We start from the raw sequence: 22,377 nt of genomic DNA, 5'->3' as shown, positions 1-22,377 counted from the left end.
CGCATGCGCCAAGCTGCACGTCAGGACGCCAAGGTGGGTTATAAGAAGGAGCTGAAGCTCCTATAGCTCAATACCCGCTCCCACCGGAAGGTACCGTGCCCCCGGCCCGCACAGAAAGGCTCCGCAACCGTGGCTCTACTGGATCGTGACCGGCTGACCGCCGCCGCGTACATCGCGTGCTGGAAGGTCGTGCGCTTCCTCCCGCAGTCTCTCGCTGCCTGGCTTTTCGAGCGGGGTGCGGACTGGGCTAGCGATAACGGAAAGGGCATGGAGCAGCTGCGCCAGAACTTGAGCCGGGTTGTGGGGCCCGAAAACGTCACGCGGGAGCTGGTGCGGGATTCGATGCGCTCCTACATGCGCTACTGGCTCGAGGCTTTCCGCTTGCCGGCCATCCACTCGGACCCCGATTTACAGAAGCGGTTGCTGGCTGGTCTACGTGGCAAGGAGTACGCGGATGCATCGGTGGCATCCGGGCGCGGCGTGATTTTTGCGCTGCCGCACTCAGGCAACTGGGACATGGCGGGCGTCTTCTGCGTGGGCCACTATGGCGGCTTTGCTACGGTGGCTGAGCGCTTGAAGCCGGAGGTGCTTTTCGACGCCTTCGTGGACTACCGCGAGAGCCTCGGATTCACTGTTCTGCCGCTGACAGGAGGCAGCTCGTCACCGTTCCCTCGCCTCAAGGACACTGTGGAACGGGGCGGGGTGGTGTGTTTGCTGTCCGAGCGTGATCTCACGCGCACCGGCGTGCCCGTAGACTTCATGGGCGAAGAAGCCAACGTTGCCGCCGGCCCCGCCCAGCTCGCCATTGAAACAGGGGCGGCTCTCCACGTGGTGCACTCGTGGTTCGACGGCAAAGATTGGGGGCTGTCCGTCAGCCCCGAGGTTGAGGTCACGACTCTTCAGGAGACGTGCCAGCGTCTCGCGGACGGCTTCGCAGAAAACATTCGGGCGCATCCGGAAGATTGGCATATGTTGCAACCGCACTGGAATGCGGACATCGAGCGCCGGCGCGCTGCTCGTCACAAGAAGTAGAAAGGCAGAACACACTCCATGCGCATAGGTATTATCTGCCCTTATTCCTTCGACGAACCCGGCGGAGTCCAGGCCCACATCCTTGACTTAGCCACTGTCTTCATTGAACAGGGGCACCACGTGGAGGTGCTGGGGCCGGCGTCGACAAGCACGCAGGTTCCCAGCTTTGTGCGCAAGGGTGGCTGGGCCGTGCCAATTACCTATAACGGCTCGGTGGCTCGCCTGTCTATCGGCCCGCACGTGCGCCGCAACATCAAGCGCTTCATTCGCGAGGGAAACTTCGACATCCTGCACATCCACGAGCCAAATTCCCCGAGCTATTCCATGGCTGCGCTGGCAGCGGCACGTGGCCCTATCGTGGCGACGTACCATGCTTCGGCATCAAGCTCCGTGGCGCTGACCCTGGCCAAACCTTTCCTGCGGCCCTACCTGGAAAAGATCCGGGGAGGCATTGCAGTCTCAGAGATGGCTCGCCGCTGGCAGGTAGAGCAGTTGGGCGGTGACCCCGTGCTCATTCCCAATGGGGTTGATACCTCTGTGTACGCGCGCGAGCGCGCTCGTGCCGAGCACGGGCCGAAAGACTCTGAGGTTGAGATCGTGTTCTTGGGCCGCCTCGATGAGCCGCGCAAGGGCCTGGATATTCTTCTTGAGGCCCTCACCTTGCTTCCAGAGAAGGTGCGGGTGACGGTCATGGGCGGCGGCCATCTGCGAAGCGTTCCCGGAGTCGATTTTGTGGGGCGTGTCAGCGATGCCGAGAAGGCGGCCATTTTGGGGCGTGCCGATATTTACGTGGCCCCCAACACCGGCGGCGAGAGCTTTGGCATCGTCCTCGTTGAGGCAATGGCCGCTGGCTGCGCAGTGGTGGCTTCGGATTTGGAGGCCTTCGCTGCGGTGTGCAACGCCGACTCGGAGGAACCTGCTGGCGCCTTGTTCAGAACCGGTGATGCCACGGACTTGGCGCGCGTGCTGCAGGATGTAGTAGACGATACGGACAAGCGACAGGCCCTGATCCGGGCAGGAGTGGAGCGCGCCCGCGAATACGATTGGGATCATGTGGCCGCTGCCGTCATGCGCGTGTACGAGACGGTGGCGGATGGTACGAAGGTGCGGGTGTCTTAAATGCCCATTGAAGTTGTCTGTGCACTTGTCGTCCTCCTCATGCTGGGGATGTGGGCGCTTTATACGGCGCAGCGGCTGAACTCCCTCCATATCCGCACCGATGCGGCCCTGGCTCAGCTTGAGGCCACGCTGGATCGCCGCGCGGCGGTGGTTAGCGCGCTAGCTCCCGAGCTCGAGGGCATTGCGGCGCGCGCAGAGGCCACGGAGCTTGCGCAAGGGAGTTTCGATGAACGGGCCACCCGGGAGCGTGAGCTGTCTGCGGCCATCGCGCAGCGCTTTGAGGCGCGCCCAGCCGTGCTTGCCGACGCCGAAGGACGCATCCATTTAGCTCACCGCTTCTACAACGAGGCGGTCAGCGATACTCGCGCGCTGCGCCTGCGCCCGGCCGTCAAGCTGCTGCGCTTGGGAGGCACGGCGAAGCTGCCGGAGTATTTCGAGCTGAGTCAGATCGAGGTGTGATCCACCTGAGACTGTTGAGCCCGCTCCATGCGGAATTCGAGGGAGTACCAGTACAGAGCAAAAGCGGTCATCGCCAGGATGAGGAGGTTGCGCAACACGAGTGCGTACACCGGGTTGAGGTTTTCGCCCACAAAGAACCAGATGTAGTCGTAGCCATAGGGGTAGATGAAGGTTCCCAGGGCTGCTGTTCCCACGGCGAGAACCGCCATGATGGTGCGCACCCCAGTGATATCGGCGGCCTTGCGCCGCTGGGCAGCAGACTCCACGGGGATGGGGGAGCGTAGCGCTACCGCGAGAATCGGCCCAAGCCACACGATATATTGCGGAGAAAAGACCTTATTCGTCGCCATGAGCAGCAGGATTGCCGCGATGAAGAAGACAAGTGTGGAGTGTGGGCTCCAGCCGCCGCGCAGAAAGTGAATGAGCGCTACTGCAATGATCCAGAGGAGTGCGGCGCCCATCGCGATGGTGCTCACAGCAATCGCTGTATCGACACCAGGCCCGGAGATCTCAAAGCTTTTCGACGCCGCATATTCCATCGTCCACACTCCAGGCTGGTGATGGGCTTGGTAGACAAACCAGGTGGCAGCTAGAGACTCAATCTGGAGGCCGCGCTCTCCTTGATACGTCAGAGGAGAGAGCAACCTATCCACACCGGCTATCGCAGCTACGCCGAGGCATAGGGCGGCGAGGCTTCCGAAAAAAGTGGCTAGCCGCTGCCAAGTACCACGAGACGTTGCACGTCCGACGAGCCCGGCAGCGAGGACTCCGGGCCACAGCTTGGCTGCGGTGGCCCAGGCCAACAAAGCTGAGGCGAGCCGCGGGTGGGTGGCCAAAAGCGCGCCCGCACCGGCGACGAGCAAGGCGGGATAGAGGTCGAGGCGCCACGCGAAAACGTGGCCTGCCGCGGTGCCGAAAAACACCCAGAACCATCCGGCGCTATACGTTGCGGGGTTGTCGCGGTGATGGCGTAGGAGAAGGGCGAGGAAGACGCCGTCGGCAAGCAGCACCATTGCCGTAAAGCCGATGGCATAGGCCTCGTAGTCGTCGCCGGTAATCCACGCAAGGAGGACGCTGGGCCAGGTGCCCACCTGGGGATATTCCGTCATGTCACGGGGATTATCCCCGTATACGCCCGCGAGGTAGTACCGGACATCCCCAAGCGGACCCGTTTCGTTGACGAGTAGGTAGATAAGGAAAAGGCGTGCCAGCACCCATCCACCCCAGATAGCCGGGACTTTAGCGATTATTCTCAATGGCGGATTCGACGTCGACGGGTGGGCCCAATACGAGAAGGATGCTAAACACTACGGCAACGACGAGCAGCGCGATAAGCGCGGTGCGGACGGGGTGGCGCACGGCCTGGGCCAAGAGCTTGTCGAAGAAACTCTGCGGCTCCGCGTCATCGCTAAACCGCCACGGACCCTCAACGAGCCCGCGCCGCGAAACCCACAGCGCAAAAGGCAAAGCTGCGAAAGGAATCACGGTGACAACCAGGCCCAGGATCCCGATACCCAATGGCCACCGGTTGTTGATCCACACCAGGGCCGTCATGAGCAAAAAGCACAGGAAGCCGAAGCCGTGGATACCTCCCGCAAGTGGGGTGAGCGCTGCGGTGGTGCCCGAGTACTTGAGGATCATCGAGAGGATTAGTAGTCCCCACGTGACCATTTCCAGGTAAGCGGCTACGCGGTGCACGTTGTGCGGGGTGGTTGAAGTCATGCGGAATATAGTACGCAACCTCCGGGGGTGGATCAGCACGTGAGTAGGATAGTCGGGGTTAGTGTGGCGGGCGCCATATCGCGGCGAACGCTACAACGCACAAGGAAGGGAGTAAGACATGGCAACGGTGGCCCAGGCGGTCGACCTCGAGCGAATCGGCGACGACGAGTTCCGCGGCCCTGTGGTTCCATCGCTCATTACGCGCACCTTTGGCGGGCAAACCATGGCGCAGGCTCTCCGTGCGGCGCAGCTGACAGTGGATGATAAGTGTGCGCACTCCATGCATTGCTACTTCGTGGGGCCGGGCGATTCCGGCGCACCTACTACCATCCGAGTTGAGCGGATTAGGGATGGCCGCTCTTTTGCGCACCGCCACGTGCGGGTCTTTCAAAACGATCGCTTGATCTTCATGCTCAGCGCCGGTTTCCAAGCGGCAGGGGACAGTGGCCCTGAGCACCAAGCAGACATGCCGCAGGTGCCGCCACCGGAGAGTATTAAGGACTCGCCCTATTCCACCCGAATCATCTTGAAAGAGTGGGAAGACTGGGACGTGCGGCTTGTTCCGGACGCGGACCGCGACGCGGTTGCCGCGGAAACCACCGGTGCCGGGTTTAGGAATATTTGGTTCCGTAACACCGGTGAGCTTCTTACCGCTGCCGACCAGTCCCTCCATCAGTCGGCGCTGCTGTATATGTCGGACATGACGCTGATTCGTACAGCATTGCTTCCGCACCAGGGTGAGAGGATTCAGCTAGCCAGCCTGGACCACTCTCTGTGGTTCTTGCGGCCAGTTCGAGTGGATGAGTGGATGTTGTATTCGCAGTCCAGCCCGTCAGCACAAACCGGGACGGGGCTAGCAGAGGGCAAGATCTTTAATCAGCGCGGCGAGCTACTGGCTGTGGCGATGCAGGAGGGCCTGACGCGCATCCTGCATCCGGACGCCGAAGGCTCAAGCACCAACGGGAATTGGCAAAACGTTTAGCCGCCGGGGGCAGCACCACGGCGTGCGAGACGCACGCGCGGACCCCTGTTCCGGTGGATACAGGACAAGGCCGTATAATTGCAGCAGTTTCTACAAGCTTTTTATAAAGCCACATCGAAAGGGATGACATGGCAGGCCACTCTAAATGGGCAACAACGAAGCACAAGAAGGCGGCGAACGATGCCAAGCGTGGCAAGGAATTTGCCAAGCTGATTAAGAATATCGAGGTGGCCGCCCGCACCGGTGGCGGTGATCCCGCCGCAAACCCCACCCTTGATGACATGATTAGGAAGGCCAAGAAGGCCTCTGTTCCTAACGACAACATTGAGCGCGCCCGCAAGCGCGGCTCCGGCGAAGAAGCAGGCGGTGCCGATTGGGAAACCGTGATGTACGAGGGTTATGGCCCGAACGGTGTCGCCATGCTCATCGAGTGCTTGACGGATAACCGCAACCGCGCGGCGACGGACGTGCGCACCGCCATGACCAAGAACGGCGGCAACCTCGGCGAGTCCGGCTCCGTGGCATACATGTTCGCCCGCACCGGCTTGGTGTTGGTGGAAAAGGGCGAGCTTAATGAGGACGATGTCCTGCTCGCTGTGTTGGAAGCCGGCGCTGAAGAGGTCAACGACAATGGCGAGAAGTTTGAGATTACCTGTGCGCCGGGTGATATCCCCGCCGTGCGTGAGGCTCTCGTTGCCGCCGATATCGAGGTCGATGACACCGATACCGACTTCCGCGCCTCAGTCGAGGTACCGCTACAGGCAGATGATGCCCGTAAAATCTTCCGCCTCATCGACGCTCTTGAGGACTCGGACGATGTCCAGAACGTCTACACCAACATGGACCTGAGCGAAGAGGTCCTCGCCCAGCTGGACGAGGACTAACGCGGCTAGTCGAGCTTGAGGTCTTCTATGCCATGAGCAGTTACCGTCTCTGACAGCGGGACACGGCCCGGGGCTGTGTTGAACACAGGACTGGACTCGTCTGCAATGCCGAAGGTCAGGGCGGTGACAAGCTTGTGCTCCTCGTCCACTCCGAGGAATTCACGGACCGTGGGTGCGAGGAGCGAAATCATGCCCTGCGGAACTCCGTGGTAGCCGTGGGCGTGCAGCGAGAGCAAGAAGTTCTCCGCATAGGTACCTTGATCAAAGGCAGCGCGGATACGGTCGCCCATTGGGGGAATGAAGAGCAAAGCCGTGTGTGGGGCGCCGAAGAAGCGAAGGTTCTCACGGACAAATTCCGTGCGCGCTTCCTTATCCTCGCGGGCAATACCGAGGAGCCCGTACATCTTGGCTGCTAACGCCTGCGAGCGCTGCGGGTGGACGCCCTGACCGTAGTCAATCGTGAAGTCTGGGTTGATTCCATTCTTATCAAACTCAGCAATGAGAGCCGCGCTCAAGCCCTTCAACGTTGCACCGCCAACCAAGTGCACATTCCAGGGTTGGGTATTGGAGTTGGAGGGGGCGGATTGGGCGTCGATCAGCACCTGTTCTATAACCTCTGCGGGGATGGGGTCCGGAAGGAACGCGCGCGCGGAATGGCGGGAACGAATGAACTCAGAAAAGCCATTAGGATGTTGAGACATGCGCGCCACTCTACGCCTCACAATCTGAGGGAGTGTATTCGGCTCGGGGGACTGCCTGCACTAGAACACATGTGTGTACACTGTTTCTAGATAAACAAGTGGTTGTATAGGGTGAGAATAAAAAGGCGAGGAGGCAGCCGTGAACTTGGAGGGGTTGCGCGTCATGGGTATTGATCCCGGTCTGACGCGTTGTGGCCTGTCTGTTGTCCAAGCCGGACGTGGGCGCGCGGTCATTCCCATCGCCGTGGGCGTCGTCCGTACGCCCAGTGACAAGGAGCTGGGAGAGCGCCTTAAGCGGCTGTCAGTCGCGGTCCGGGAATGGATGGATGACTATAAACCGGATGTCGTGGCGCTCGAGCGCGTATTCGAACGCGGTCAGGTGTCAACCGTGATGCAGACCGCGCACGCAGTCGGGGTCTTGGTGCTTGCAGCCGCAGAGCGCGACATCCCAGTACACATGTACACCCCTTCGGAGGTGAAGAAGGCGGTGTCGGGCAACGGGCGCGCTGATAAGAAGCAGATGACCGCTATGATCACCCGAATTCTGGGGCTCAGCGAGGCGCCTAAGCCAGCGGACGCTGCGGATGCCTTGGCCCTTGCCGTCTGCCACTGCTGGCGTGCGCCGGCCCTGGCATGGATGAGCGGGGGTGATCCGAGTGCTGGCGTGGGGGCTGGGGCACGAACGAGCGGTGTGCGCGGCACCTCACCACGCACCGCGTCCGTCTCTCGGGCAGCGAAGACGACCTCTTAAGCTATGTGGTACATCCACTCGAACCAAGGAACCTAAATAATGATTGCATCTTTGCGCGGAACTGTCCTCGACATCCAGCTTGATCATGCCGTGCTCGAATGCGCCGGCGTGGGATACAAGGTGCTGGCCACCCCAGCCACACTGGGCACACTCCAGCGTGGTGAGGAAGCCCGAGTCATGACCACGCTCGTGGTGAAAGAAGATTCGATGACGCTGTACGGGTTCACCAGCCAGGATGACCGCGACATGTTTCACGTTCTCCAGACGGTCTCTGGGTTGGGGCCCAAACTGGCTCTAGCCGCGTTGTCCGTGATGAGCGCAGGTGATTTGGCCCAAGCAATCGCGGGGGAGGAGGCTGCACGGCTGCAGAAGATTCCGGGGGTAGGAAAGCGCGTGGCGCAACGCTTGATCCTAGAACTCAAGGACAAGGTGCAGGCGTTTGCGCCCACGGATGGTGCTGATCCTGCGGCCTCCGCCCCTGCGGCTGCCGGCCCCGTGGTGGAGGATGTCGTTGAGGCGCTTATTGGGCTGGGCTTTACAGACAAGATGGCTCGACCGGTGGTGGAATCGGTAGTGGCTGAGCAGCCCGATGCGGCGACGCCGGTGGTGCTGCGAGCAGCCCTCAGCCAACTCGGGGCCAAAAAATAGGGGAGAGTGGGCGACATGTCAGACGTAGAACGCACTGAGTTTAAGCTGCCGGAGGGGATGGATTTAACCTCGCCTCCGCAGCGTAACCAGGATGTGGACGCCACAGAGCAACAAGGCGAGCACGATATTGAGCGCTCGCTACGCCCGAAATCCCTCGATGAATTCATCGGCCAGCCCAAGGTGCGCGAACAGCTATCGCTCGTGCTCAATGGTGCGAAGAACCGCGGGGTAACCCCGGACCATGTGCTGCTATCTGGACCGCCTGGACTTGGTAAGACCACGATGGCGATGATTATCGCGCAAGAACTGGGAAGTTCCCTGCGCATGACGTCCGGCCCCGCACTGGAGCGGGCCGGAGACTTGGCCGCGATGCTGTCGAATCTCATGGAAGGTGACGTGCTCTTCATCGACGAAATTCACCGCATCGCCCGTCCCGCGGAAGAAATGCTCTACATGGCAATGGAGGATTTCCGCATCGATGTCATCGTGGGCAAAGGCCCTGGGGCGACCTCCATCCCGCTGGAAATCCCACCTTTTACTCTGGTGGGAGCGACGACGCGCGCGGGTATGCTGACTGGTCCGTTGCGTGACCGCTTCGGTTTCACCGCGCAGATGGAGTATTACGATACCGAGGACCTCACCCGAGTGATTACCCGAGCAGCGCGAATCTTGGAGGTTGATATCGACCAGGATGCCGCGGTGGAGATCGGCTCCCGATCGCGCGGGACGCCGCGTATTGCTAACCGGCTGTTGCGTCGTGTGCGCGACTATGCCGAGGTCAACGGAGATGGGCACATTAATGTGGCAGCTGCCCAGGCAGCGCTTCGGGTCTTCGACGTTGATGAACGTGGGCTGGACCGCCTTGACCGCGCGGTGCTCGAGGCCCTCATTAAGGGACACGGCGGTGGCCCCGTGGGGGTCAATACGTTGGCTATTGCGGTGGGCGAGGAACCGTCAACCGTCGAGGAGGTCTGCGAACCCTACCTCGTGCGCGCCGGAATGATCTCCCGTACCGGGCGTGGCCGTGTTGCCACGGCAGCGGCCTGGCAGCACCTGGGCCTTGAGGCGCCCGAAGGAACTGTCGGAGGTACGCTCTTCTAATCGTCCCGGCAATTGGCCGGGAGGCGGGCAGGTCTGGCACACTGGCCTTTTATGAACGGAACCCAACTTATTCTTCTCCTTGTTCTGGCCGTCCTCGTCATTTTGCCGAGCTTCATGTCCATGCGCGCGCAGCGCAAGCGCCAAGCGCAGATGAAGGAGCTCCAGTCCTCGTTGCGCCCAGGCTTAGACGTGATTACTGCGGGTGGCCTGCACGGCACCGTGGTGGAGGCCCGCGGTGAACAGGTTGATTTGCGAGTCAAGGACGGCACGGTGATGACCTTCGACACCATGGCCATCGTGCGCTCCGCTGAGCCGATTGCTTCCCAGAACGAAGCGGCGGCTGAGCCAGAGGAGGGCGAGGACGAACGCTTTCCGAAGCTCTAAACAAGTTGCACTCGTCACACTGCGGGTGCCTCACCTTAAACCTGTTAAGGATTATGCCGGTCCATGACGTACGATGATGGACTGTGCTTTAGTCATGGTGGCGCCGCGACACTCAGCACGTGCGTGGCAGTGGCTGCCGTGACCCATGATTTTTAGCCCTGTTCCTCACAACACAGGAGATCTTTGTGTCCGCTTCGAAACGTGGTGGCGTTAGCAGCCGTCAACGGCAATGGCCCAGGCGAGCAATGGCGCTCTTTGCGCTCATTGTCATTGTGGTTTACGCCCTTATCTTCTTCACCGGCGATAAATCGCCGACTCCCAAGCTCGGCATTGATTTGCAGGGCGGTACGCGTGTAACCCTCGTTCCGCAGGGCGAAGACCCCACCCAGGACCAGCTGCAGCAGGCACGCAACATCCTAGAGCAGCGTGTCAACGGTATGGGCGTCTCCGGCTCTGAGGTCGTTATCAGCGGCTCTAGCTTGGTCATTACGGTACCGGGGGAAGACGCTTCCCAGGCACAGGCTGTGGGGCAAACCTCGCAGCTGCTGTTCCGCCCAGTGGGGGAGCAGCCGATGCCGGACTTGGACAAGCTTGAAAAGACCATGACGGATATGGCGAACCGCTGGGTCAAGTTCGGCGTCGTGGCACCGGAGCAGGCGAATGACGCACTGGCCTCTATCCACGACGCGCTCAACCAGAGCGCCGATGCTGCCCAGGGTGAGGATAAGAAGGAAAAAAACAAGGACGCGAAGAAGTCTCCGGCCCCGACCGTGAGCGAAAAGCCGCTTCCGGACCCAGCCAACTCTCTGGAAGAAACCGAACGTCGCGACCAGGTTAACGAGGTTCTTCTCAAGGACCGTCAGTCCGAGGACCCCACCGTTCAAACCGCGGCCCTGGGCCTGATGCGGTGCGATGCCGATTCCGATCCGCTGGCCGGCACGGACGATCCGGCAAAGCCGCTCGTGGCGTGTGACTATTCGAATCAGCAGCCCTATATCCTGATGCCGGCTCCGCTGCTGGATGGCATTGAGGATCCGCACGGTACCCGCCTGACCGGTAACGAAATCGATACCCAATCCCCAATTCAGGGCGGCCTCAACGGCCAAACCGGCCAGATGGAGATCAGCTTCGCATTCAAGACTGGCGACGGCCCCAACGGCTCTCAGACGTGGTCTACCCTGACGCAGGAGTACCTGCAGAAGCAGGTGGCCATTACTCTTGACTCCGCCGTTATTTCCGCACCGGTTATCCAGGGCGCGACTCCGGTGGGTTCTGCCACGTCCATCACGGGTGATTTCACGCAGGAAGAAGCCCAGAACTTGGCCAACAACCTCCGCTACGGTGCGCTCCCGTTGTCCTTTACGGGCGCTAACGGCGAGCCGGGCGGAACGGTGGAAACCGTGCCACCGTCACTGGGTAAGGCAGCTCTTGAGGCAGCGCTTATTGCGGGTATTGTCGGCCTGATTTTGGTCTCCCTGTATTCCATCTACTACTTCCGCGCACTGTCCGGCGTGGCGTTGCTGGTGCTCATTGCCACCTGTGTCCTGCTCTATGGCGCTCTGGTTCTGTTAGGCCGGTGGATTGGCTACTCGCTGGACCTGTCCGGCATGGCGGGCTTGGTCATCGGTATCGGCGCCACGGCTGACTCGTTCGTGGTCTACTACGAGCGCATGAAGGATGAGCTCTTGGGCGGCCGCACATTCCGCTCCGCCACCCGCACGGGTTGGGAACGCTCCCGTGCAACGATCGTCACGGGTAAGGCCGTTACCCTGATCGGTTCCGTCGTGGTCTACTTCCTGTCCATCGGTGCGGTCAAGGGATTTGCCTTCACCATGGGGCTGACCACGATCTTCGACCTCGTCGTATCCTTCCTGATCATGGCACCGCTCATGCAGCTCCTCGGCAGCCGTCCGGCCTTCGCTAAACCATCCATGAATGGCCTTGGTGGCATCTATAACCTTGTGGAGGAGCGCCGTGAACGCGGCTTTTATGCCAAACCGGCCAAGAACCCCGTTGCTACCGCTGCGGATGAGGAGAAGTAAACATGGCTGTCGAAACCACTAACCGCAAGATTTCCCGCTTTGACCGTCTCTACGTGGACGGCAGCGGATTCGACTTCGTGGGCCGGGCCAAAACCTGGTACACCATCGCCGGCGTGCTGCTCATCGCGTCCATTTTGGCCATTGCGCTTCGCGGCTTTAACTTGTCCCTTGACTTTGAAGGCGGTACGAAGCTCAACATGCCGGCGGGGGACCTCAGCACCGAGCAGGTAGAGGAAACCTTCAAGGATGCCACCGGTGTCACACCGGAGCTGGTGCAGATTGTGGGCGCCGGTTCCTCGGAGACATTGGAAATCACCTCCGAGCGCCTGTCCCAGGATCAGGTGAATCAGGCACGCCAGGCCATCTTCGAAGAGTTCCAGGTCAAGGATGAAAACGGCAAGCCCAGCCCGGACGCGATCGGTTCCTCGACGGTATCAGAATCGTGGGGTGCCTCGATTACCAAGCGAATGGTCATCGCCATGGCGGTCTTCCTGGTGCTGGCCACTATCTACGTGGCGGTTCGCCTGCAGCGTGATATGGCCTTTGCCGCTATCCTCGCCCTTATCTTTGACGGTGTTTTCATCTCTGGTATCTACGCCCTCTTTGGAATTGAGGTTTCACCGGCAGTCATTATCGGCCTGCTCACTGTGCTTACTTTCTCCCTCTACGACTCCGTCATTGTCTTTGACAAGGTAGATGAAAATACGAGTGGGCTGGAAGGCCAACGCAAGAAGACCTATGCCGATCTCACCAATCTGGCCATTAACCAGACTGTGATGCGTTCTATCTCTACCTCGATCATTTCCGCACTGCCGATTATCGCCTTGTTCATCGTCGCTGTGTGGCTGATGGGTATCGGTACCCTGCGCGATCTGGCCCTAGTCCAGTTCATTGGCGTGATCGAAGGCGTCTTTTCTTCCATCTTCCTCGCAACGACGCTGCTGGTGACATTGTCGAACCAGCGCAAGAGCGTCAAGAAGCATAACGCTGCGGTCGCCGCTTATCGGGCGGAAGGCGGGGACGCAGACAACGCCGATGATGATTCACCGAAGCCTGCGCGCACTGTGGTATCCCCGGCAGCGGTTTCCCCATCCACGGCCTCCGAACCCGCAACGAAGCCGCGCGGCGAGGAGTCCGGTGGCGCGTCCTGGCGCCCTGGGCGCTAAATCGTGCGCGCCTCATCAGTCGCGGCACTGCTCGCTGTTGCTCTTACCGTTTCCGCGTGCGGAGCGAAGGAGGACAGGGCAGGCCAGGACGCTCCGCCGCCGCGCTTCGCAGTACTGAGCGACGCCCGCATCGCTACCAGCAATGCGGCTTCTGCCTGGGGCGAAGCTGCGGGCGCCGCGCAGCTTGCGAGCCGCGTTTTCCCTGCGTTGTACGTGCCAGGCCCGGCTGGACAAATGGTTCCGAACTCGGATCTGGCAGACGCTGAGTACGTTCCGGCCGAGAGCGAGGGCGTTGGCGCTCGTGTGGACTTCACGCTCACGGAGCAGGCACGCTTTGCCGACGGGGAACCGGTAACGTGCGATGACTACCTTTTGGCGTATATCGCCGGGCAGTTGAGCGAGACCTTTGGCTCCCACCTTCCATTAGCGGAAGACATAGCCGAGATGGAGTGTGCACCACATAGCAAGAAGTTCACCGTCTGGTTTAACCCAGATGCTGGTTCGCGCTGGCGCTACCTGTTTGGGCCGGGCACGGTGGTGCCCGCCCACGCGTTAGCTAAGCGAGCAGAGCTCAGCATGGAAGAGCTCAACGCGGCGCTTCACGCCTACGACGTGACGACCTTGCAGCCGGTGGCGGAGGCGTGGCGCGAGGGGTTTTCTACCGAACCAGGTCGTTTCGATCCCCAGCTACAGATTTCCTTTGGCCCCTACAGCATTGATCGCGTCGAGGACGACGGCGCCATCGTACTCACCGCCAACGACAACTACTACGGGGACAAGCCGTCGCTGAAGGAGATCGTCATGCTGCCGAACACGGCGGATGCGACCGCATTTGTGGCCTCGGACGAGCTGCGCGTGGCCGAGTCACCTACCGCGGCACCGTCGTGGTTGGATCGGGACGCAGAAGGAAAACCGGTCGAGGTTAACTCCGTTGCGGGAGGGATGACCGATACTCTGGTTTTCTCCGAAGCCGGCACTTTCGCGCAGCCGTGGGCACGCGCCGCTTTCGCTGCCTGCGTCGATGCACAACGCATGGCAGATGTCTCCGCAAAGGAATCCGGCGTGGAGGTTCCCGCTGCCTTCGTGCGTACAGTGAGCACTAGTGATTCGGTGGCGTCACAAATGGCGTCGCTCACCACAGTCCCTGTAGACACCGCCACAGCATCTGGCCTCGCTGGCTATACGGTCGGCGTCGGATACCTGGCACCTAACCCGCGCTATAAAGCGATGGTAGAGGAGCTACGCGCAGCCTGCGAACCAGCCGGGATTACGGTGGAGGATCGTTCCGGGGAACGTGTCTCTCGTGTCCAATTGGACGCCGACCCCTCGACGGGGTTGCCGGAGATCGACGTCTACCTTGGAGCCGTAGACCCGATGCGGGAGTATTCCGCGCCCACCGCCAGCGTGAAGAACGCTACGGCTTTGCGCTCACTGGAACAAGAGCTATGGGAGGAGCTGCCGTCTATTCCCATCGCCGCGCAGCCCCGAACCTTCATTGTTGACCGCGCTGTGACTGGCGTGGTGCCCTACACTGGCCCTGCGGGGATCGGGTGGAATCTCGACCGCTGGGGCTATACCCGAAATGAAGCAACCGAAACAAAGGAAGAGTCGTGAGCGAGATTTACGTCGCAGCAGCACAAGCCCTGAAGGATAAGGTGCGTCTGGTACCGGATTTCCCGGAGGAAGGAATCCTTTTCGAGGACCTGACTCCGGTGTTGGCCGATGCTGAATCCTTTGCCGCCGTTGTCGATGGCTTGGCTGAGGCCTGCAAGGAGCTCGGCGCTGACATGATCGGTGGCCTCGATGCGCGCGGGTTCCTTCTGGGCTCCGCCGTAGCGTACAAATTGGGGGTAGGTATTTTGGCCATTCGCAAGAAGGGCAAGTTGCCACCACCGGTGCTGACTCAGGAGTACGAGTTGGAGTACGGTACCGCCGCGCTGGAGATCCCTAACAGCGGTATCGACATCAAGGGCAAGCGCATTGTGCTTGTCGACGACGTCCTCGCCACCGGCGGCACACTCCACGGCGCCACCTTGCTCCTGGAGTCCGCAGGAGCAGAGGTCGTGGGCAATGTTGTGGTTCTGGAGGTTCAGGGCCTGGAGGGCCGCGAGCGCCTGCAAGGTTCTCCGCTGATTGTGCTCAACCAGATGGGGACAAAGGACTAAGGTTGTATGCCTAAGCTACTTCGCGGAGGCAGACATGACGACTGAAAAGCAGGACAAGACTGCATGGCGGCCAGGCGGCGTCCGCGGCATGTCCGCCCGCTTGGCTCGTTCGCTGACGGGCGGCAGAGTAAAGATCAATCCGGCGCTCGACCCGCTGATGTCCATTCACCGGGAGTTTCATCCGAAGGCTGACGCGGAGCTACTCAACAACGCCTACGCGACTGCGGAGCGACTGCACGAAGGTGTATTCCGCAAATCCGGTGAGCCATACATCACGCACCCGCTGGCGGTAGCCACCATCGCCGCGGAGATAGGTATGGACACCACGACCGTCGCAGCAGCGTTGCTGCATGACACGGTGGAGGATACCGACTACTCGCTCGAGGATCTGACTCGTGATTTTGGTCCTGAGGTGGCCCGACTTGTCGATGGTGTTACGAAGCTTGACAAGGTTGCACTTGGTGCCGCTGCGGAAGCGGAAACGATCCGCAAGATGATTGTGGCAATGGCTACCGATCCGCGCGTGTTGGTTATCAAGGTGTGCGACCGCCTCCACAACATGCGCACGATGCGCTTCCTCCCGCCGGAGAAGCAAGCGAAGAAGGCACGCCAGACTCTCGACGTCATCGCGCCGCTGGCTCACCGCCTAGGAATGGCCAGCGTCAAATGGGAGCTTGAGGATTTGGCCTTCGCCATCCTGTACCCGAAGAAGTATGACGAAATCGTACGCATGGTGGCCGACCGTGCTCCCTCGCGCGATCGAGCGCTCAAAGAGATCAAAGCTCAGGTTAGCCAAGCGCTGAAGGCTAACGGCATCGAGGCCGAGGTGATGGGCCGCCCGAAGCATTACTGGTCGATTTACCAGAAGATGATTGTGCGCGGACGTGACTTCGCTGAGATTTTTGATCTCGTTGGTATTCGCATCCTTGTCGACGATATTAATTCCTGCTACGCGGCGATCGGCGTGGTGCACTCGCTGTACCAGGCTCTTCCGGGGCGCTTCAAGGACTACATCTCCTCACCACGATTCGGCGTGTACCAATCGCTGCACACCACCGTGATTGCGGAGGGCGGATCCACCCTTGAGGTGCAGGTGCGCACGCACGAGATGCACTACAACGCGGAGTTCGGTGTGGCGGCGCACTGGCGTTACAAGGAAACCAAGGGCAAGAATTCCGGCCACCAGGAAGAAGTCGACCAGATGGCGTGGATGCGCCAGCTTCTGGATTGGCAAAAGGAAGCAGCTGATCCCAACGAGTTCCTGGACTCCTTGCGCTATGACCTGACCGCCAAGCAGATCTTTGCGTTTACGCCGAAGGGCGACGTGGTTAACCTGCCTGCTGGCTCCACCCCCGTAGACTTTGCCTACGCTGTGCACACCGAGGTGGGGCACAGGTGTATCGGTGCCAAGGTTAACGGCAAGCTCGTGGCCCTAGAGTCTGAACTCAAGTCCGGTGACAAGGTGGAAATTTTCACCTCCAAGGACCCGAACGCAGGACCGTCGCGGGATTGGCAGGAGTTCCTGGTGTCGCCCCGGGCGAAGACGAAGGTGCGGCAGTGGTTTGCCAAAGAACGCCGTGAAGAGCATCTTGAAGCCGGGCGCGATGCCCTGGCCGCTGAGGTGCAGCGCGGCGGCCTGCCCATGCACCGTCTGTTCACCGCCAGCTCCATGAAGCAGGTGGCTGAGCAGCTGCACTATCCCGACGTGGACGCGCTATACACCGCTATTGGTGCAGGACACGTGTCGGCACAGCACGTTGCTAATCAGCTTATGGCTCTCTTTGGGGACCAAGACGATGCAGTTGATGCCTTGGCCTCGCGCACCCCGCTAAGTGAGCTGGAGAACTCTCGCGCGCAGCACACGAAAGATTCCGCAACTGGTACGGGCATCTTGGTGGAGGGAAGCCCAGACGTCATGGCCAAGCTGGCGAAGTGCTGCCAGCCGGTGCCTGGTGACGCCATCTTTGGTTTCGTCACTCGCGGCGGTGGCGTGTCGGTCCATCGAGCGGACTGCACCAACGCAGAAAAGCTGAAGTCGGAGCCGGAGCGCATGATGCAGGTTGAGTGGGCCGGCGGGCCGAAGTCTTCCGGTGCTTTCTCCGCAACGCTGCAACTTGAGGCCATCGACCGCCAAGGCCTGCTCTTTGAGCTGACCCGTATCTTCAGCGAGCAGAGCCTCAACGTTTTGTCGATGACGTCCAATCGCGGCGATGACCATATTGCGACCGTTCGCTTTACTTTCTCGGTGTCCGATACCAAGCAGCTGGGACAGCTCATGACGACGCTGCGCAATACCGAAGGCGTCTTCGACGTCTATCGCGTCACCGCCTAGGCGAACTGAAGCCTACGGCTAAGCCACCACCCCCCAACCGGGGGCGTATGGCTGAACTCTAGGTTGCATAGTAATGAAAACGAGAAAGATATAAAGTAAACGTGCTGGTGGTGGCGTTAGCAAGCCCTGCGCCACCGTGATGGATGCGTTATAAACACGTGGACAAGATACCTCTCATCTTCAGGAGTACCACGTGAATTTCCGTCGCTTTGGTCAGCTACTGGCCGCCACCACCGTTACAGCCGTTGCCGTCTCTGGCGCGCCTGCGTTCGCCGCTGAGGCCGACCAGGTGACCTTCTCCGTCACCAACTTCACTGACTTCCACGGCCACCTCGAATTGGCAGAGGATTGGCAGGAGAAGGAGAAGGGCTCCGAGGAAAAAGAGCTCGTTGGTTACAAGGAAATGGGCGCTGCGCGCATGGCTGCCCTGATCAAGCACGTCAACAAAGACCAGGAGTACGCTCTGACGTCCTCCGGTGACAACGTGGGCGGCTCCGCTTTCGTATCGGCTATTTCTGAGGATAAGTACACCAACGAGGCCCTCAACACCATGAACCTCGATGTCACTGCCGTGGGTAACCACGAATTCGACAAGGGCACTGAGGATCTGATGGGCCGCATCGTCAAGGAGTCTGACTTCCCGATTATCGGTGCGAACGTGACCAAAGACGGCAAGCCTCTCCTCGAGCCTTCCTTCGTGAAGGAAGTCGATGGCGTGAAGATTGGCTTTGTCGGCACCGTCACTGAGAACACTAAGTTCAAGGTATCCGCCGCTGCCATTCCGGGCGTTGAGTTCACCGACCCAGTTGAGGCTACGAATGAGGAAGCCACCCGTCTGAAGGAATCCGGCGAGGCCGACGTTGTTGTCGCACTCATGCACGAGGACGCACAGCAGTTTGCAGAGGGCTTCAACAAGGACGTCGACCTGCTTTTCGGCGGCGACACCCACGTGAAGACCCAGGGCGAGGTCGCCCGTGAGGGCGCACTGCCGCTGTACTGGGCACAGGGCTACGAGTACGGCAAGGTGCTTAACGACGCCGACATCACCTTCGACAAGGCTGAGAAGAAGATCACCAAGATTGATCTCAAGCAGTACGACGTGGCCGACGCAGATGTCTTCGCTCAGCTGCAGGGCCTCGAAGACGACCCCGAGGTAGCTAAGGTTGTCGAGGAAGCAAAGAAGGTAGCGGAGATTAAGGGTGCCAAGACTGCTGGTACCACCGAGAAGGCCATGTACCGCGGTTCTGATGAGGGCAAGGACACCGGTACCAACCGCGGCGTAGAGTCCACCCTCAACAACTTCATTGCTGATGGTCAGCGCTACGCTTTGTCGAAGCAGACCAGCAAGGAAATCGAGCTTGGCGTCATGAATGCCGGTGGTGTTCGCGCTGACCTCAAAGAAGGCGACGTCACCTACAAGGACATCTTCGCCGTCCAGCCGTTCGGCAACTCCGTCATCACGGCTGAGGTTAGCGGTGAAGACTTCATCAAGGCACTGGAGAATCAGTGGAAGCCGGGTCAGTCCCGCCCGCGCCTGGCTTTGGGCCTGTCCAGCAATGTTTCCGTGGTCTATGACCAGAAGGCTGAGCAGGGCAAGCGCGTTAAGTCTGTCACCATTAACGGTGAACCGATTGACCCGGAGAAGAACTACAGCATTGCTCTGTCCTCCTTCCTTGCCTCCAGCGAGACGGAGGCCGGCGGCGATGGCTTCTTCGAGCCCGGTTCCATCAAGAACCGCAATGACGTTGGCTACATGGACACCCAGGCGATGATTGACTACATCGCTTCCGGTGAGTCCAAGGTCCGCACCGGCCAGGGCCAGATTGGTGCCCACGTGTCTGGTGACCTGAAGCCGGGGGAGGAGATCACAGTCGACCTTTCCTCCCTGAACTACTCGAACGCAGAAGAGCCACAGGCTAAGAAGGTCACCGTGGCACTGGCTGATGCTAAGGCCGAGGCTGACATTGATAATGCCGCACAGCCCGGTGACGAGCAGTTCGGCGAGCGTGGCCGCGCAACCGTCAAGCTCACCATCCCGGAGGGTCTAGAGGGCGAGCAGAAGCTGTCCATCACCACGGATGCTGGTACTGAGGCTGTCCTGCCTATCACCCTTGAGAGCGCGGGTAACGACGAGGAGCCGAAGGATAACGGCTCCAACAAGGATGTAGCGTCCTCCGTCGGCCTGGGCGTGGGGATCACCGTGGCCATTGCTGCTGCCATTGCCGCTGTGATTGGCGCTATTAATCTGCCGGTAGCCGCGCTACCGGCTCCGGTACAGCAGATGATTGAGCAGCTGCGCAAGCAGTTCAACGTCTAGTCTGTCTCGTTCCTAAAGCCCGCACTGAGGTGCGGGCTTTTCTCATGCGGAAGGTATGGTGGGAAGCTGTGGATGCACTGAGGTTATTTGGACGCGAGGCTATGTATCAGCTCGGCATCGAGCCTCACCGCATCCCAGTGGTCATGATCGCGACGCTGGGCATCTATTTGGCCTTCATGCTCTTGGTCAAACTCTTTGGCAGCCGCGTGTTGACATCCATCACTGCCTCAGATGCTGTCATCATCATTATGTTTGGCGCGGTCTCGGGACGTGTCATCGTAGGCAACCCGCCCACGCTTGCCGCCGGCATCATCGGGCTGTTTACGCTTATGTTGTTGGAGGCCGCTTTCGGCACCTTCAGGCAGCTGGTGAGGTGGTCGAAGTTTATTGACCGCAAACCGGTCCTTCTGGTGTACAAAGGAGAATTGCAAGAGGACAACATGAGCTTTGCGCACATCACGGAGAAGGATATCAATTCCGCTGTGCGTAAGGCGGGGCTCGGACGGCGTAGCGATGTGCAGCTTATGATTCTGGAACCAACTGGTCAGATTTCGGTCATCCGACGTGGCCAGCTTGTCGACGCTTCAGTGTTTAAGGATATCCTCGGCGCCGAGCGCATCGAAGAAGTCGAAGAAGACTCGCATACAGAAAGTGACTAGGCACCAGGACCGCAGTTATCAAAACGAAAAATCTCCTCCGGCGCGTTGAACGCGGGAGGAGACTTAAGTGCTTGCGGCTTAGTTGCCAGCGAGCTTGTCGCCGAGACGCAGTGCGTCATCCATGGCGCCGATGATGGAGGTCAGAACCTTGATCCACTCGCGGATCTCCTTCGGGCTGACGTTGCCCTCATCGTCGGAGGAGAGAGCGAAGAAAGCAGCAGAGGAGCTATCGTTCTCGACCGGAGCAGCGGAAGCAACAGCGGTGCCGGAGAAGGTGATGGTTGCAGCGGTAGCAACGGCAACGAGGGACTTACGGGAGAAGAACTTCATGGTGGAGTGTCCTAATCTTAGGTGAGGGTGGAAAGAGAAACTGAATTACTTCGCGTTAGGAGCGAAGTTCTTCTGGTAGAAGGCGAAGACGGTGCCCAGAGCGCCGATGATGGCGGTGAAGACTGCGATCCAGTCGCGGATCTCGCGCGGGCTCATGTCGGTGATGGAGGAACCCTCAGAGTCGTTGGAGGAGGAAGAAGAGGACTCCTCTTCCTTCTTGTTGTCGTTCTCGGACTCGGAGTTGTCAGTCTCCTTGTTGTTGTCCGTGTTGGACTCGGAGTCTGCGGACTCGTTGGTTACGACTGCGGTGTCCTCAGCAGTGTCCTCAGCGGAAGCAACGGACACGCCGGACAGGGAAACGGTTGCAGCGGTAGCGGCAGCAACAAGGGCCTTACGGGAGAAGAACTTCATTCTCGTTCCTTAAGATCTCGGGAATTTCAAAGACCTCACAGATGCTACTGAGACATTGTGCAATTTGCAAGAGATTTGGCAATTAGTTGGTGAGTCTGTGTATCTGCTGGCCGTGGTATGTGAGCTGGGGATATTAAACAGAGGTGCCTGTGGTGGGTGAGTGGTTTGCTAAATGAACTGCTCAAGGCTAAGAAATTCTTAGTACTGGATGGGGTGGGGGAATGATAAAGAAGTAGCCCCGCTCGCTGAACGCGAGTGGGGCTAGTCACCGTAAAGGGGGTAAAACTTATCCCTCGATGGTTGCCTTGGTGATGCGCACTTCTTCGGCGGGCTCTCCGTCAGACTGTCCATCCTTGACACCCTTGGCAGCGATAGCGTCGATGGTCTTCTGACCCTTCTCCGTCAGATCGCCAAAGTAGGTGTAGGCGGGAGGAAGCGTGGAGTCCTTGTAGTTAATGAAGAACTGCGAACCGTTGGTATCTTCGCCGGCGTTAGCCATCGCGATGGAGCCCTTCGGGTACAGAGCAGGCTGGGCCATTGCGGCATCGTCAGACTCATCGGTGGGGTACTCGTTGGCAAACTGGAAGCCCGGTCCACCGGCACCCTTGCCGGTCGGGTCGCCACACTGCAGAACGAAGATGGTGCCATCGGTCATGCGGTGACACACGGTGTCGTCATAGTACTTTGCCGAAATCATGTCCGTGATTGCATTGACGGTACACGGAGCCAGAGAACGGTCGAGGGTCATCTCGATGTCGCCCTGCTTGGTGGCGAAGTTGACGGTCACCTCACCCTTGGCTGGAATGTCCTTGCCGTTAGGCGTAGGCACCTCACGGGAGGCGTCACCTGTCTCTGGGTATTCACAAGTCACGGTGTTACCCAGCGGTGTGGCACGCTTGCCAGTCAAAGGCTCGGCGGTGGGGGCTTCGGTTGTGGTCTCCGCAGCCGAGCTCTCCTCGGCCCGAATCTCTTCGTCCTCCGACGAGCGGGTAGCCAAGAACCAGATTCCGCCGACGAGGGCAATAATGACGACGGCTGCCATCACAACGACGCCAAGCGGGCGGCTCTTCTGTTTGCGGTCGCGGGATTTCAGCTCGCGATCGAGCTGGTTGAGCGCATCATCCAAGCGCTGGCTGTTAGTAGACACCTACGTTTCCTCCACTGTGGTGGTT

The 22,377-nt window shown here is 59.9% G+C and carries 22 protein-coding genes; 16 read left to right on the top strand and 6 right to left on the bottom strand.

Annotated features, from left to right (window positions below):
- Window positions 1–129: 129 nt before the first annotated feature.
- From RDN59_RS07120 to RDN59_RS07110, 3 genes are read left to right on the top strand one after another with little or no spacing between them, the layout of a single operon-like run.
- Window positions 130–1,032 (top strand): phosphatidylinositol mannoside acyltransferase, encoded by a 903-nt coding sequence (locus tag RDN59_RS07120; protein WP_308607236.1) that lies wholly within the window; start codon window positions 130–132, stop codon window positions 1,030–1,032.
- A gap of 18 nt (window positions 1,033–1,050) precedes the next feature.
- Window positions 1,051–2,151 carry a glycosyltransferase family 4 protein gene (locus RDN59_RS07115; RefSeq protein WP_308607235.1) on the top strand — a complete coding sequence of 367 codons (1,101 nt, stop codon included), beginning with the start codon at window positions 1,051–1,053 and terminating at the stop codon, window positions 2,149–2,151.
- Window positions 2,152–2,610 carry a hypothetical protein gene (locus RDN59_RS07110; protein WP_308607234.1) on the top strand — a complete coding sequence of 153 codons (459 nt, stop codon included), beginning with the start codon at window positions 2,152–2,154 and terminating at the stop codon, window positions 2,608–2,610. It begins immediately after the preceding gene.
- On the opposite strand, the gene RDN59_RS07105 is transcribed toward RDN59_RS07110, so the two are convergent.
- Window positions 2,595–3,719: a DUF2029 domain-containing protein gene (locus RDN59_RS07105; RefSeq protein WP_308607233.1), complete on the bottom strand. Its 1,125-nt coding sequence runs from the start codon at window positions 3,717–3,719 to the stop codon at window positions 2,595–2,597. The genes RDN59_RS07110 and RDN59_RS07105 overlap by 16 nt on opposite strands.
- Window positions 3,720–3,849: 130 nt before the next feature.
- Window positions 3,850–4,332: a DUF3817 domain-containing protein gene (locus tag RDN59_RS07100; protein ID WP_308607232.1), complete on the bottom strand. Its 483-nt coding sequence runs from the start codon at window positions 4,330–4,332 to the stop codon at window positions 3,850–3,852.
- A gap of 118 nt (window positions 4,333–4,450) precedes the next feature.
- Here RDN59_RS07100 and RDN59_RS07095 point away from each other — a divergent pair, with 118 nt between their 5' ends.
- Window positions 4,451–5,314: an acyl-CoA thioesterase II gene (locus RDN59_RS07095; protein WP_308607231.1), complete on the top strand. Its 864-nt coding sequence runs from the start codon at window positions 4,451–4,453 to the stop codon at window positions 5,312–5,314.
- Window positions 5,315–5,442: 128 nt separating this feature from the next.
- Complete coding sequence (locus RDN59_RS07090; protein ID WP_046648155.1) at window positions 5,443–6,198, top strand: YebC/PmpR family DNA-binding transcriptional regulator; 756 nt, start codon at window positions 5,443–5,445, stop codon at window positions 6,196–6,198.
- A gap of 5 nt (window positions 6,199–6,203) precedes the next feature.
- On the opposite strand, the gene RDN59_RS07085 is transcribed toward RDN59_RS07090, so the two are convergent.
- Entirely contained in the window at window positions 6,204–6,899 is a 696-nt protein-coding gene (locus RDN59_RS07085; protein ID WP_308607230.1) for a nitroreductase, read from the bottom strand.
- Window positions 6,900–7,038: 139 nt separating this feature from the next.
- On the opposite strand from RDN59_RS07085, the gene ruvC reads away from it, so the two are divergent.
- The 11 genes from ruvC (at window position 7,039) to RDN59_RS07030 (ending at window position 20,464) form a co-directional block, all read left to right on the top strand.
- Entirely contained in the window at window positions 7,039–7,650 is a 612-nt protein-coding gene (gene ruvC, locus RDN59_RS07080; RefSeq protein ID WP_308607229.1) for a crossover junction endodeoxyribonuclease RuvC, read from the top strand.
- 39 nt (window positions 7,651–7,689) lie between these two features.
- Window positions 7,690–8,298 carry a Holliday junction branch migration protein RuvA gene (gene ruvA, locus RDN59_RS07075; protein ID WP_049154891.1) on the top strand — a complete coding sequence of 203 codons (609 nt, stop codon included), beginning with the start codon at window positions 7,690–7,692 and terminating at the stop codon, window positions 8,296–8,298.
- A 15-nt stretch (window positions 8,299–8,313) separates the two neighbouring features.
- Window positions 8,314–9,399 (top strand): Holliday junction branch migration DNA helicase RuvB, encoded by a 1,086-nt coding sequence (ruvB, locus tag RDN59_RS07070; protein ID WP_046648150.1) that lies wholly within the window; start codon window positions 8,314–8,316, stop codon window positions 9,397–9,399.
- Between the two features lie 51 nt (window positions 9,400–9,450).
- Window positions 9,451–9,783 carry a preprotein translocase subunit YajC gene (gene yajC, locus RDN59_RS07065; protein WP_046648149.1) on the top strand — a complete coding sequence of 111 codons (333 nt, stop codon included), beginning with the start codon at window positions 9,451–9,453 and terminating at the stop codon, window positions 9,781–9,783.
- 245 nt (window positions 9,784–10,028) lie between these two features.
- The gene (gene secD / locus RDN59_RS07060) at window positions 10,029–11,825 is read left to right on the top strand and encodes a protein translocase subunit SecD (RefSeq protein ID WP_308607228.1); all 1,797 of its coding nucleotides are present in this window, start codon (window positions 10,029–10,031) and stop codon (window positions 11,823–11,825) included.
- Between the two features lie 2 nt (window positions 11,826–11,827).
- The gene (secF, locus tag RDN59_RS07055) at window positions 11,828–12,991 is read left to right on the top strand and encodes a protein translocase subunit SecF (RefSeq protein WP_308607227.1); all 1,164 of its coding nucleotides are present in this window, start codon (window positions 11,828–11,830) and stop codon (window positions 12,989–12,991) included.
- Between the two features lie 3 nt (window positions 12,992–12,994).
- Complete coding sequence (locus RDN59_RS07050; protein WP_308607226.1) at window positions 12,995–14,605, top strand: ABC transporter substrate-binding protein; 1,611 nt, start codon at window positions 12,995–12,997, stop codon at window positions 14,603–14,605.
- Window positions 14,602–15,156: an adenine phosphoribosyltransferase gene (locus tag RDN59_RS07045; protein WP_308607225.1), complete on the top strand. Its 555-nt coding sequence runs from the start codon at window positions 14,602–14,604 to the stop codon at window positions 15,154–15,156. The genes RDN59_RS07050 and RDN59_RS07045 overlap by 4 nt, the downstream gene beginning before the upstream one ends.
- 34 nt (window positions 15,157–15,190) lie before the next feature.
- Window positions 15,191–17,488 (top strand): bifunctional (p)ppGpp synthetase/guanosine-3',5'-bis(diphosphate) 3'-pyrophosphohydrolase, encoded by a 2,298-nt coding sequence (locus tag RDN59_RS07040; RefSeq protein WP_308607224.1) that lies wholly within the window; start codon window positions 15,191–15,193, stop codon window positions 17,486–17,488.
- Window positions 17,489–17,681: 193 nt separating this feature from the next.
- Window positions 17,682–19,805, top strand: a complete 2,124-nt coding sequence (locus RDN59_RS07035) for a bifunctional UDP-sugar hydrolase/5'-nucleotidase (protein ID WP_308607223.1) — start codon at window positions 17,682–17,684, stop codon at window positions 19,803–19,805.
- A 101-nt stretch (window positions 19,806–19,906) separates the two neighbouring features.
- Window positions 19,907–20,464, top strand: coding sequence for a YetF domain-containing protein (locus RDN59_RS07030; RefSeq protein ID WP_308607237.1), 558 nt, complete (start codon window positions 19,907–19,909; stop codon window positions 20,462–20,464).
- Between the two features lie 78 nt (window positions 20,465–20,542).
- Here the strand turns inward: RDN59_RS07030 and RDN59_RS07025 are convergent, their stop codons facing one another.
- The 3 genes from RDN59_RS07025 to RDN59_RS07015 form a co-directional block, all read right to left on the bottom strand.
- On the bottom strand, window positions 20,543–20,794 hold the full coding sequence (locus tag RDN59_RS07025; RefSeq protein WP_308607222.1) for a hypothetical protein: 252 nt from the start codon (window positions 20,792–20,794) through the stop codon (window positions 20,543–20,545).
- 45 nt (window positions 20,795–20,839) lie between these two features.
- Complete coding sequence (locus RDN59_RS07020; protein WP_308607221.1) at window positions 20,840–21,205, bottom strand: hypothetical protein; 366 nt, start codon at window positions 21,203–21,205, stop codon at window positions 20,840–20,842.
- 286 nt (window positions 21,206–21,491) lie between these two features.
- Window positions 21,492–22,352 (bottom strand): peptidylprolyl isomerase, encoded by an 861-nt coding sequence (locus tag RDN59_RS07015; protein ID WP_308607220.1) that lies wholly within the window; start codon window positions 22,350–22,352, stop codon window positions 21,492–21,494.
- Window positions 22,353–22,377: the final 25 nt, after the last annotated feature.

This window comes from uncultured Corynebacterium sp. (assembly GCF_902489365.1).
In the GTDB taxonomy this organism is placed as follows: domain Bacteria; phylum Actinomycetota; class Actinomycetes; order Mycobacteriales; family Mycobacteriaceae; genus Corynebacterium.
Note: the sequence above shows the minus strand (reverse complement) of the source record. Positions and strands in the feature narration are given on the sequence as shown.